Genomic DNA, 12,805 nt, shown 5'->3' on the forward strand with positions numbered 1-12,805 from the left:
TGACGCACGACCCGGTGGCCGCCTCGTACGCGGACCGGGTCGTCTTCCTCGCCGACGGCCGGATCGTCGACGACATGGCCGGCCCCACCGCCGAGAGCGTGCTGGACCGCATGAAGGCGTTCGACACGTTCGGGCGGGTGTCATGACCGTTCTGAGGACTTCGCTGCGGAATTTCGTGGCGCACAAGGGCCGGATGCTGCTGAGCGGTGTCGCGGTGGTGCTGTCGGTGGCGTTCGTGTGCGGGACGCTGGTGTTCACGGACACGATGAACACGACGTTCGACCGTCTGTTCGAGCAGACGGCCGCCGATGTGACGGTTTCGTCGAAGGACGCTGGCAGTGGCGAGGCTCCGGCGACGGGGCGGCCGGCGACGGTGCCGGGTTCGCTGGTGGAGGATCTCCGGGGGGTCGAGGGGGTTTCCTCGGTCTCGGGCGGTGCGTTCAGCACGGGTGTGACGGTGGTGAACGCCGACAACGAGAACCTGGGGTCGTTGACGGGGGCGCCGACGATCGCGAGCAACTGGACTTCCATCGACGAGAGGGCGATGGAGATCGCCGAGGGGCGGCTGCCGCGTGGTCCGGGCGAGGTGATGGTCGACGCGGACACGGCCGGCAAGCACGGTCTGGAGCTGGGGGAGGAGCTGCGGACGATTTCGGCGATGGGTGACTTCCGGTCCGAGATCGTGGGTGTGGCGGCGTTCAGGTCGACGAATCCGGGTGCGACGGTGGTGTACTTCGACACCGGCACGGTGCAGGAGAGGCTGCTGGGGGATCCGGACGCCTACACGGATGTGTATGTGACGGCGGCCGGGGGTGTGAGCGACGAGGAGCTGAAGGAGCGTGTCGTCGCGGAGCTGGGTTCGGGTGAGTACAGGGTCCGGACGCAGGAGGAGTACACGGCCGAGGGCCAGAACGAGATCGGTTCTTTCCTCGATGTGATCAAGTACGCGCTGCTGGGTTTCGCGGGGATCGCGTTGCTGGTGGGTGTGTTCCTGATCGTGAACACGTTCTCGATGCTGGTGGCGCAGCGGACGCGTGAGATTGGTCTGATGCGGGCGATCGGTTCGAGTCGTCGGCAGGTGAACCGTTCGGTGCTGGTGGAGGCCGTGCTGCTGGGTGTGCTGGGCTCGGTGGTGGGTGTGGCCGCCGGTGTGGGTCTGGCCGTGGGGCTGATGGAGCTCATGGGCCTGGTGGGGATGAACCTGAGCACCGATGATCTGACGCTGCGGTGGGTCACGCCGGTGGTCGGTGTGGTGCTGGGTGTCGTGGTGACGGTGCTGGCGGCGTATCTTCCGGCGCGGCGTGCGGGCCGGGTGTCGCCGATGGCGGCGTTGCGGGACGACGGTCTGCCGGCGGCGGGGAGCCGGGTGGGCCGGGTCCGTTCGGGTGTGGGTCTGGTGCTGACGCTGGCCGGTGCGGGTGCGCTGGTGGTGGCGGCGGGGTCGGAGGATGCCGCGGGCGGGTCGTTGTTCCTGGCCGTGGGCGTGCTGCTGACGCTGGTGGGTTTCGTGCTGATCGGTCCGCTGCTGGCGGGTGGTGTGGTGCGGGCGCTGGGCGCGGTGGTGCTGCGGGTGTTCGGTCCGGTGGGGCGGATGGCGGAGCGCAACGCGCTGCGCAATCCGCGTCGTACGGGGGCGACGGGTGCGGCGCTGATGATCGGGTTGGCGCTGGTGTCGTCGTTGTCGGTGGTGGGCGCGTCCCTGGTGGCATCGGCCGGTGAGGAGCTGGACCGTTCGGTGGGCGCGGACTTCATCCTGCAGTCGGGTGCGAGGCAGCCGGTGGTGCCGGAGGTCGTGGAGCGGGTGCGTGCCACGGAGGGTGTGGAGCATGTCACCGAGTACCGGTGGCTGGAGGCGCGGCTGACGGGGCCGGACGGCGAGACGGTGAGGGAGTCGGTGACGGCGGCTTCTCCGACGTATGCCGGGGATCTGCGGGTGGAGACGGTGGCGGGTGAGCTGCCGGCGGCGTACGAGCGGGATTCGATGTCGGTGCCGGAGGACTTCGCCAAGGCGCACGGGGTGGAGGTCGGTGACCGGGTCGAGGTGGATTTCGCGGCCGGTGGCACGGCGGAGCTGACGGTGCGGGCGGTCACGGCGTCGGACACGAGTGTGGATCAGGGCGCGATGTATCTGAGTGTCGCGACGGCGCGGCGGTATGTGCCCGAGGACCGGATGCCGTTGAACATGATGTTGTTCGCGAAGGCGGAGGAGGGACAGGAGGATGCGGCGTATGCGGCTCTGAAGGGGGAGCTGGAGCCGTTCCCGCAGTATCAGGTCCGTAATCAGGCGGATTACAAGGAGCTGCTGGAGGACCAGGTGGGGCAGTTGCTCAACATGGTCTACGGGCTGCTGGCGCTGGCGATCGTGGTGGCGGTGCTGGGTGTGGTGAACACGCTGGCGCTGTCGGTGGTGGAGCGGACGCGTGAGATCGGTCTGATGCGGGCGATCGGTCTGTCGCGGCGGCAGTTGCGGCGGATGATCCGGCTGGAGTCGGTGGTGATCGCGTTGTTCGGTGCGCTGCTGGGTCTGGGGCTGGGTCTGGGCTGGGGTGTGGCGGCGCAGCGGTTGCTGGCGCTGGAGGGGCTGAAGGTGCTCGAGGTGCCGTGGCCGACGATCGCGGTGGTGTTCTTCGGTGCCGCGGTGGTGGGTCTGGTGGCCGCTTTGGTGCCGGCTTTCCGGGCGGGCCGGATGAACGTGCTGAACGCGATCGCCACGGAGTAGTCCGCGGGGCCCGTGGGGTTTGCGGGCCCCGTGCCCCGTGGTGCGGCCCGGTCGCGGTGGGTGCGGTGTGCGCCTGCCGGGGCCGGGCCGCTGTGCGGGCGGCGGGCGGGGGTGTGGTCGTCGTAGGCTGGAACCCCCCGGCCCGCTCGGCGTGTCGGGTTGTCGGTGTTGTCCGGGCGCCGGTGCGGTCGCCTTTGTTGTCCAGCCTCTGGGATGGAACGTCTCGATGAGTCTCACCGGTCTTCTTGATGCGGTCGTGGTGGATCCGGCGCTGGCGGAGGCGGTGCGTGCCGCTGCCGACGGCCGTCGGCGCGAGGTGGATCTGGTGGGTCCGCCGGCCGCGCGGCCGTTCGTGGTGGCGGCGCTGGCGCGGTCGTCGGGGCGGCCGGTGCTGGCGGTGACGGCGACGGGGCGTGAGGCGGAGGATCTGGCGTCGGCGCTGCGGTCGCTGATGCCGTCCGGCCGGGAGAACGCGGTGGTGGAGTATCCGGCGTGGGAGACGCTGCCGCATGAGCGGCTCTCGCCGCGGTCGGACACGGTGGGGCGCAGGCTGGCGGTGCTGCGCAGGCTGGCGCATCCGAGTGCGGACGATCCGTCGGCGGGGCCGGTGAGTGTGGTGGTGGCTCCGGTGCGGTCGGTGCTGCAGCCGCAGGTGAAGGGTCTGGGGGATCTGGATCCGGTGGGGCTGCGTACGGGGCAGCAGGTGGAGCTGGACTCGGTGGTGGACGCGCTGGGGGCGGCGGCGTACGCGCGGGTGGAGCTGGTGGAGAAGCGGGGTGAGTTCGCGGTCCGGGGCGGGATTCTGGATGTGTTCCCGCCGACGGAGGAGCATCCGCTGCGGGTGGAGTTCTGGGGGGACGAGGTCGAGGAGATCCGTTACTTCAAGGTGGCCGATCAGCGGTCGCTGGAGGTGGCGGAGCACGGGTTGTGGGCGCCGCCGTGCCGTGAGCTGCTGCTGACGGATCAGGTGCGGGCGCGGGCGGCGGAGCTGGCCGAGGCGCATCCGGAGCTGGGCGAGTTGCTGGGGAGGATCGCCGAGGGCATCGCGGTGGAGGGGATGGAGTCCCTGGCGCCGGTGCTGGTGGACGACATGGAGTTGCTGCTGGACGTGGTGCCGGCGGGGAGCATGGCGGTGGTGTGCGATCCGGAGCGGGTGCGTACGCGGGCGGCGGATCTGGTGGCGACCAGCCAGGAGTTCCTGCGGGCGTCGTGGGTGGCTTCCGCCGGTGGGGGGCAGGCGCCGATCGACGTGGGCGCGGCGTCGCTGTGGGGGATCGCGGATGTGCGGAAGCGGGCGCGTGAGCTGGGGATGCCGTGGTGGTCGGTGAGTCCGTTCGCCACGGGGGCGGCGGATGCCGGGGATGCCGGGGGCGCGGGGTCGGATTCGCTGACGCTGGGAATGCGGGCTCCGGAGAGTTATCGGGGGGACACGGCGCGGGCGCTGGCGGACACCAAGGAGTGGCTGGCGGACGGCTGGCGGTGTGTGTTCCTGACCGAGGGGCAGGGTCCGGCGGCGCGCACGGTGGAGGTGCTGGGGGGCGAGGGGATCGCGGCACGGCTGGTACCGGAGCTGGGGGAGGTCGCCCCGTCGGTGGTGCATGTCTCGTGCGGGACGCTGGAGAGCGGTTTCGTCGACCCGGGTCTGCGGCTGGCGGTGCTGACGGAGACGGATCTGTCGGGTCAGAGGGCGGCGAGCCGGGATCTGGGGCGGATGCCGGCGCGGCGGCGCAAGACGATCGATCCGCTGACGCTGCGGCCGGGCGACTACATCGTGCACGAGCAGCACGGTGTGGGCCGGTACGTGGAGATGGTGCAGCGTACGGTGCAGGGGGCGACGCGCGAGTATCTGCTGGTGGAGTACGCGCCGGCGAAGCGTGGGCAGCCGGGGGACCGGCTGTTCGTGCCGACGGACCAGTTGGAGCAGATCACCAAGTACGTGGGTGGTGAGCAGCCGTCGCTGCACCGGTTGGGGGGTGCGGACTGGACGAAGACGAAGGCGCGGGCGAAGAAGGCGGTCAAGGAGATCGCCGCGGATCTGATCAGGCTGTACTCGGCGCGGATGGCGGCTCCGGGGCATGCGTTCGGTGCGGATTCCCCGTGGCAGCGGGAGCTGGAGGACGCGTTTCCGTACATGGAGACGCCCGATCAGCTGACCACGATCGCCGAGGTGAAGGAGGACATGGAGAAGTCGGTTCCGATGGACCGGCTGATCTGCGGCGATGTGGGTTACGGCAAGACGGAGATCGCGGTGCGGGCGGCGTTCAAGGCGGTGCAGGACGGTAAGCAGGTGGCCGTTCTGGTGCCGACGACGCTGCTGGTGCAGCAGCATTTCGGGACGTTCTCGGAGCGGTACGCGCAGTTTCCGGTGAAGGTGCGGGCGCTGTCGCGGTTCCAGTCGGACGTGGAGGCGAAGGCGGTCATCGAGGGGTTGCGGGACGGGTCGGTGGACGTGGTGATCGGCACGCACCGGCTGTTCTCGTCGGAGACGAGGTTCAAGGACCTGGGTCTGGTGATCGTCGACGAGGAGCAGCGCTTCGGTGTGGAGCACAAGGAGCAGCTGAAGAAGCTGCGGGCGAACGTGGACGTGCTGACGATGTCGGCGACGCCGATTCCGCGGACGCTGGAAATGGCGGTCACGGGTATCCGGGAGATGTCGACGATCACCACGCCGCCGGAGGAGCGGCATCCGGTGCTGACGTTCGTCGGTCCGTACGAGGAGCGGCAGATCGGTGCGGCGATCCGGCGTGAGCTGCTGCGCGAGGGCCAGGTGTTCTACATCCACAACCGGGTGGAGTCGATCGACCGGGCGGCGGCGCGGCTGCGGCAGATCGTTCCGGAGGCGCGGATCGCCACGGCGCACGGGCAGATGTCGGAGGCGGCGCTGGAGAAGGTGGTGGTGGATTTCTGGGAGAAGAGGTTCGATGTGCTGGTCTCCACGACGATCGTGGAGTCGGGCATCGACATCTCCAACGCCAACACGCTGATCGTGGAGCGGGGCGACATGTTCGGCCTGTCCCAGCTGCACCAGCTGCGGGGCCGGGTGGGCCGGGGCCGGGAACGGGGATACGCGTACTTCCTGTATCCGCCGGAGAGGCCGCTGACGGAGACGGCGCACGAGCGGCTGGCGACGATCGCGCAGCACACGGAGATGGGCGCGGGTATGTACGTGGCGATGAAGGACTTGGAGATCCGCGGGGCGGGCAACCTGCTGGGCGGGGAGCAGTCGGGGCACATCGCGGGGGTCGGTTTCGACCTGTATGTGCGGATGGTGGGGGAGGCGGTGGCCGATTACCGGGCGGCGCTGGAGTCGGGGGGCTCCGGGGGCGCGGTGGAGGAGACGCTGCTGGAGGTGAGGATCGAGCTTCCGGTGGACGCGCATGTGCCGCACGACTACGCGCCGGGGGAGCGGCTCCGGCTGCAGGCGTACCGGGCGATCGCGTCGGCGAGTTCGGAGGAGGACATCGCGGCGGTGCGCGAGGAGCTCGCCGACCGCTATGGTCCGCTGCCGGAACCGGTGGAGAATCTGCTGCTGGTGGCGGGGTTGCGGATGCTGGCGCGTTCCTTCGGGGTCACCGATGTCACGCTGCAGGGTTCGAACGTGCGGTTCGCGCCGGTGGAGCTGCGGGAGTCGCAGGAGCTGAGGCTGAAGCGGTTGTATCCGCGGTCGGTGGTGAAGGCGGCGGCCGGGCAGGTGCTGGTGCCGCGTCCGGCGACGGCGCGGATCGGGGGCAGGCCGGTGGTGGGGCGTGAACTGCTGGCGTGGACGGGGGAGTTCCTGACCACGGTGCTGGGCTGATCGGCGGGCCGGTGCGGGGACTGTTCCGGAAGCTGATCGTGGGAGCGTTCCCGTAGTCGGTGACCTGCGAGGACCGGCCCGGTTCGCCGGGCCGGCCGGAACGTAGGATCGGGTGCCATGGAGCAGCGAGTACTGGGCAGGACGGGCCGCGAGGTGTCCGTCGTGGGACTGGGCACCTGGCAGCTGGGCGCCGACTGGGGCCAGGTGCGCGAGGAGGACGCGCTGGCGGTGCTGGACGCCGCGGTGGAGTGCGGGGTGACGTTCTTCGACACCGCCGACGTGTACGGCGACGGCCGCAGCGAGCGGCTGATCGGCCGCTTCCTGGCGGAGCGGCCGGGCGCGGACGTGTTCGTGGCGACGAAGATGGGCCGCCGGGTGGACCAGCTTCCCGGCAACTACAACCTGGCCAATTTCCGGGCCTGGACGGACCGGTCGCGTACGAATCTGGGTGTGGAGACCCTGGACCTGGTCCAGCTGCACTGCCCGCCGTCGGAGGTGTACTCCTCCGACGAGGTGTTCGACGCGCTGGACACCCTGGTCGCGGAGAAGCGCATCGCGGCGTACGCGGTGAGCGTGGAGACGTGCGCCCAGGCGCTGGAGGCGATCGCGCGGCCGGGCACGGCGAGTGTGCAGATCATCTTGAACCCGTTCCGGCTCAAGCCGGTCGAGGAGGTTCTTCCGGCGGCGGCCGAGGCGGGGGTGGGCATCATCGCGCGGGTGCCGCTGGCCTCGGGGCTGCTGTCGGGCCGCTACACCCGTGAGACGGTGTTCCCGCCGGACGACCACCGCAGCTTCAACCGGCACGGTGAGGCGTTCGACCAGGGGGAGACGTTCTCGGGCGTGGACTACGAGACGGGTCTCGCGGCGGCGGCGGAGTTCGCCGGACTGGCCCCGGAGGGGGCGGCCCCGGCGCAGACCGCGCTGCGCTGGGTGATCCAGCAGCCGGGGGTGACCTCGGTGATCCCCGGCGCGCGCAGCACCGGGCAGGCGCGGGCGAACGCGGCGGCGGCCGGGCTGCCGCCGTTGCCGCGGCGGACACTGGAGGAGATCGCCGCCCTGTACGACCGCAGGATCCGTGCGCAGGTGCACCACCGCTGGTAGGGGTACCCGCGCCGCGGGGGACGGGCGGCGGGGCCGGCCGGAGTGGATGGCGGCCGGCCCCGCCGTCTTTCCCGTCTTCACTCCCTCCGCGTCCTTCCTCTCCAGTTATCCGGGTTTCTCCGTCCTCCTCCCTTTTCTTCCCATGTGTTCCTGATGGCATGCGTATGGGTGAATGCCCGCCGTTGTCCCGGGGGGGCCGGAAGGACTTCTGGGGAACCGGCACGAGGGAGTCATCTCAGTGAGCCAGGCGGACGTCTTCGTCATCGGACTGGATGAGGAGAACATCGAGACACCGCGCGCGGTGCCACCCGCGCTGGAGTGCCGCTTCCACCCCCCGCTGAGCGTCGAGGAGCTCCAGCACGGCGGGATCCCGGTGGCCGAGCCGCCGGAGAAGGCGTGCGAGGAGCCGGACGCGTTCGACGGCGGCATCGACGCCATCGTCAGCTACGCCGAACCGGACGGCCCGGCGATTCAGCCGGCGAAGCGTGACGGAAGATCGAGGTTAACGAGAACGAAATCCCCCGTTGACGACCTCGTTGCCCCACTCTATGGTTCACCAGTGCTGGTGTATCGCTGGCCGTGTCCGGTGAATCACCTCCTGAATTGATTGACCGCGCGGCGTGAAGCGCCGCGCAGCCCCCCACTGTTCCCCCTCCAACCACCGACACGGCATCGGGTGACATCCCGAGAGCGCCGCGACCGGTCCGACGGCCTGTACGCCGAGAGCGACGCCGAACCCTGTCGGCCACCTGTTTTCCGGGCCGGTCCCCCGTCGCCCTTTCCGGAGCCGGTGCGTGGACCGGCCGGCCTCGTCGGGCGGCACCGCGACCCGGTCGGCACCGCGAGCCCCCACACCACCCGTACGGATCACCGATCGCAGCCCCCACCGTCCGGTCCCCGCCGACCGGTGCGACCGCGGTGATCACCTCGTGTGTCCCGATTCCTTCCAGAGGAGGAACCCCGTGAACAGATCAAAACCCGGGACCCGCGGCGCTGTCGCCGCCGCGGCCCTCACGGTCGCGGCCTTCACCACCGCGGCACCCGCTCTCGCCTCCACCGGCGGCACGCCATTACCCGCCGTGAACACGGCCTCGGTCCCACAGGCCAACGCCACCGTCGTCAACGTCTCCTCGTCGGAGCAGCTGGCCACCGCGATGGCCAACGCCGCGCCCGGACACACGATCGTCCTCGCCGACGGTTCCTACTCGATCGGCAAGATCAGGTCCAGGAACGGCACCCCCGGCGCACCCATCACGGTCATGGCCGCGCGACAGGGCAAGGCGGTCATCAGCGGAGGGCAACTCGAGCTCCTCGACTCGTCGTACGTGACGTTCTCCGGGCTGAAGTGGACGAACAGCAACACGCTCAAGATCGACGGTTCGCACCACATCCGGTTGACGCGCAACCACTTCCGGCTCACCGAGTCGGGCTCGTTGAAGTGGGTCCTCATCCAGGGAGCCGACAGCCACCACAACCGGATCGACCACAACCTGTTCGAGGACAAACACCAGCTCGGTAACTTCATCACCATCGACGGGTCCTCGACCCAGCAGTCGCAGCACGACCTGATCGACCACAACCACTTCCGCAACATCGGTCCGCGCGCCACCAACGAGATGGAGGCGATCCGGATCGGCTGGAGCGCGATCTCCGGGTCGGACGGGTTCACCACGGTCGAGAACAACCTCTTCGAGAACTGCGACGGCGACCCCGAGATCATCTCCGTGAAGAGCAACGCCAACACCGTCCGGTACAACACCTTCCGGACATCACAGGGCTCCCTGACCCTGCGCCACGGCAACCGCAGCCAGGTCCACGGCAACTTCTTCCTCGGGGGCGGCAGGGCCGGCACCGGCGGTGTCCGGGTCTACGGCCAGGACCACAGGATCTACAACAACTACTTCGAGGGGCTGACCGGCACCGGCTACGACGCGGCGCTGCAGCTCGACGGGGGGGACGTCGACACCTCGGGCGCGCTCTCCGCGCACTGGCGGGTGTACCGGGCCACGGTGGTGCACAACACCTTCGTCGACAACGTCTCGAACATCGAGATCGGCGCCAACTACAGACTCGCCCCGGTCGACAGCCTGGTGGCCGACAACATCGTCGTCGGCTCCTCCGGCAAGCTCTTCGACGAACTGAAGGCGCCCGAGAACATGACGTACGCGGGCAACATCGGCTGGCCGACCGGTTCCGCCACCGTCGGGATCGACACCGGCGTCCGGACCGTGAACCCGTTCCTGGCCAGGCAGGGCGGGGTGTACCGCCTCGGTGTCGGCAGTCCCGCGGTGAACACCGCGTCGGGTGGCCACGGCTTCCTCACCGACGACATGGACGGCCAGGCACGCGACAGGACGGCCGATGTCGGAGCGGACGAGCTGTCCACCGCTCCCGTGGTCCGCGGGCCGCTCGACCCCGCCGACGTCGGAATCAGCGCCCCCTGACCGGTCCGGAGCGGCACCGCCCGCCACCCCCGGGGCGCGGCGGACGGTCACTCTGCGCTGTCCCCAGATGACGGACGGTGTCCCCGCCCGTCGTCCGGGCCCCGCGCAAGCAGCGCGCGGTGGTGCCGCCGGACACCGGCCGGTACGTACAGGCACCGGGCGGCCCATCCACCAGACGTACGTTCAGAGTTCACCCGGGCGTCCCCTTGATGGCGCCCGGTGTGAACGGTGTGCGACTAACCTCCGCCTGCGGGGCCGGCAGTCGTGGACTCTAACGGGCCTGTCGGCCCGCCGCCCCGTCCGCAGCGTCTGGAAACCACGTGCCGAAGCTCTCAGTGATCGTCCCCTTCCACAACGTCCAGGAGTACGCGCGGGACACCCTGCGCGGCCTCGCGGCCAACGCGCGGCCGGAGACGGAGTTCGTCCTGATCGACGACTGTTCCACGGACGCCACCGCGGAGATCCTCGACCGGGCCGTGAACGACCTGCCGCGCGCCCGGCTGGTGCGGCACGAGGAGAACCAGGGGATCGCCCAGGCCCGCAACACCGGCATCGAGGCGGCCGAGGGCGAGTACCTGACCTTCCTGGACGGCGACGACTGGTACGCGCCCGGTTATCTGCGCGACCTGCTGCGCGCCGCCGAGGAACTGGACTGCGACTTCGTGCGCACCGACCACGTGCAGTCCACCGGCCGCGACCGCGCCGTCAAGCGGGCCCCGGCGCGGCGCCGGGACGAGGCGCTGAGCACCCGGGACGCCATCGCGCCGGCCGAGATGGAGACGATGGTGGACTACCCCTTCGTCTGGGCCGGCGTCTACCGCCGCGGCCTGTTCGAGACCGGCGGCGACGGTCTGGGCATGCGGTTCACCACCCATCTGCGCACCGCCGAGGACCGCGTCTTCATGTGGCAGCTCCACCTGCGGGCGAAGACCTTCGCGACGGTCGGCCTCCTCGGCGTCTTCTACCGGCGCGGGGTCACCACCTCGCTGACCCAGATCCGCGACGCCCGGCAGCTGGACTTCATACCGGCCCACGACCTGATCCTGGCCGAGGTGGCCGCCGACCGCGAGGCCGAGCGCTTCCTGCCCAAGATCGTGCGGACCTACTGCGCCATGATCGCCTTCCACGCGGCGAACGCCCACCGCTACGAGCCCGCGGCCGCGCGGCGGCTGAAGCACGAATCGGCGGCGGCGCTGCGCCGGATGCCGCGCGAGGTGCTGGAGCGGACCCTGACGTCCATGGACCACGAGCGCGCCAGAACGCTGCGGCGGCTGCTGGGCGGCACGGCACGGAAGGCGGCCTGACATGGCTGGCACCACCGGTAGCACGGACATCGCCGGCGGCGCCGGCAGCGGCACGGGCGCGCACACCCGCGTCCAGATCTTCGAGGTCTCCACCCTCTACGGCGCCGCCACGCTCGCCGCCGCCCTGGACGCGGGCCTGTTCGGGCCGTGGCACCGGACGCTGCGCGTCCTGCTGGTCTCCAACAACGCCGAGGTGCCCGAGACCGCCTCCCGGCTGGACGGCATGCGCGGCTGGCACCGGATGGCCGCCCGCTTCGACCGGGTGATCGACTGGAACGATGTCATCCGCCCCCACCACCCCAGTACCTGGAGCCCGGTGGGCAACGACTGCCCGCTGTGGGAGCGGATGTTCCGCGCGAGCTGGGACCTGGGCGACGGGCCGGTCGACCTCGTCGTGGAGTCCGTGCACGTCAGCCCGGCGAAGGCGCTGGCCGCGATCTTCGCGAGCGCCTCCGTCCACGTCTACGCCGACGGCCTGATGAGCTACGGCCCCACCCGCGAGAAGCTGCCGCAGACCCTGGCCTGCCGCATCCAGCGGCTGCTCCACCTCGATCTGGTGCCCGGTCTGACGCCGCTGCTGCTGACCGAGTACGGGGTGCCGCCCGAGCTGGTGCCCGGCGGGGCCTTCCGCTCGGTCCTGGACGAACTCGACGACGCCGCCGGGGATGACGGACTGGACGCCGAACTCGACCCGGACGGCGAGGGCATGCCCACCGCCGTACTGCTGGGCCAGTACCTGGCGGCGCTGGGCATCCTCACCGTGGACGAGGAGGAGAGGCTGCACGAGCGGATGCTGCGCGGCGCGGCCGCGGCCGGACACCGCGCGGTCCTCTTCAAGCCCCACCCCACCGCGCCCGCCCGCTACTCCAAGGTGCTGGACAAGGCCGCCGCGGACACCGGCGTACGGCTGGTGGTGCCGAAACGGCCGATGCTGGCCGAGACCGTCTTCCGGCGGTGCCGCCCGGAACTGGTCGTGGGCTGCTTCTCCACCGCGCTGCTCACCGCCTCGGCCCTGTACGGCGTGCCCATCGCCCGGGTGGGCACCGGGCCGCTGCTGGACCGGCTGACGCCCTACCAGAACAGCAACCGGATCCCGCTGACCCTCGTCGACGCCCTCGTGCCCGACCTGGAGGCCCCGGCCGCGGAGGGGAGCCCGCGCGGCGAGGTGATCACCGGGTCCGCGGAGGCGGTACGGAGGGCCGAGCCGCTGGTGCGGGCCGTCGGGTACTGCATGCAGGCCGAGCGCTACCCCGCCCTGCGGGCCGAGGCCGAGGCGTGGCTGACCGCCTGTCCGGACGACACCACGGTCCGCTACTTCAAGCGGCGCCGCCTGACCGCGCTCGGTCTGCCCGGGGGGCTCGCGCCCGGTCTGGTGCGCCGTCTGCCGGGCAGCGACCACGCGCTGCGCGCCGCGCGCCGGGTCAGGCGGGCGGCGGCCGCC

7 protein-coding genes and 1 pseudogene are annotated in these 12,805 nt (G+C 70.7%); all 8 read left to right on the forward strand.

Annotation, left to right across the window (positions count from 1 at the left end; genetic code table 11):
• Positions 1 to 146 (forward strand): annotated as a pseudogene (locus LJ221_RS19635) (ABC transporter ATP-binding protein); the annotation flags it as partial.
• The gene (locus LJ221_RS19640; RefSeq protein WP_241718047.1) at positions 143 to 2,719 is read left to right on the forward strand and encodes an ABC transporter permease; all 2,577 of its coding nucleotides are present in this window, start codon (positions 143 to 145) and stop codon (positions 2,717 to 2,719) included. The pseudogene LJ221_RS19635 and the gene LJ221_RS19640, both read left to right, overlap by 4 nt.
• A gap of 226 nt (positions 2,720 to 2,945) precedes the next feature.
• On the forward strand, positions 2,946 to 6,515 hold the full coding sequence (gene mfd, locus LJ221_RS19645) for a transcription-repair coupling factor (protein ID WP_241718048.1): 3,570 nt from the start codon (positions 2,946 to 2,948) through the stop codon (positions 6,513 to 6,515).
• A 117-nt stretch (positions 6,516 to 6,632) separates the two neighbouring features.
• Positions 6,633 to 7,616, forward strand: coding sequence for an aldo/keto reductase (locus LJ221_RS19650; RefSeq protein ID WP_241718049.1), 984 nt, complete (start codon positions 6,633 to 6,635; stop codon positions 7,614 to 7,616).
• A gap of 238 nt (positions 7,617 to 7,854) precedes the next feature.
• Complete coding sequence (locus tag LJ221_RS19655; RefSeq protein WP_241718050.1) at positions 7,855 to 8,223, forward strand: hypothetical protein; 369 nt, start codon at positions 7,855 to 7,857, stop codon at positions 8,221 to 8,223.
• 355 nt (positions 8,224 to 8,578) lie between these two features.
• Positions 8,579 to 10,060 (forward strand): polysaccharide lyase 6 family protein, encoded by a 1,482-nt coding sequence (locus tag LJ221_RS19660; protein WP_241718051.1) that lies wholly within the window; start codon positions 8,579 to 8,581, stop codon positions 10,058 to 10,060.
• A gap of 320 nt (positions 10,061 to 10,380) precedes the next feature.
• Entirely contained in the window at positions 10,381 to 11,364 is a 984-nt protein-coding gene (locus LJ221_RS19665; RefSeq protein ID WP_241718052.1) for a glycosyltransferase family 2 protein, read from the forward strand.
• A 1-nt stretch (position 11,365) separates the two neighbouring features.
• Positions 11,366 to 12,805, forward strand: a 1,440-nt coding sequence (locus LJ221_RS19670; protein WP_241718053.1) for an alpha-2,8-polysialyltransferase family protein, incomplete at its 3' end; no start/stop codon positions are given.

The sequence above is a fragment of the Streptomyces sp. CNQ085 genome (genome assembly GCF_022614595.1).
GTDB lineage: Bacteria > Actinomycetota > Actinomycetes > Streptomycetales > Streptomycetaceae > Streptomyces.

Coding starts and splice junctions, on each gene's coding strand:
- LJ221_RS19640 (WP_241718047.1), top strand. CDS start 143: ATGACCGTTCTGAGGACTTCGCTGCGGAATTTCGTGGCGCACAAGGGC.
- mfd (WP_241718048.1), top strand. CDS start 2,946: ATGAGTCTCACCGGTCTTCTTGATGCGGTCGTGGTGGATCCGGCGCTG.
- LJ221_RS19650 (WP_241718049.1), top strand. CDS start 6,633: ATGGAGCAGCGAGTACTGGGCAGGACGGGCCGCGAGGTGTCCGTCGTG.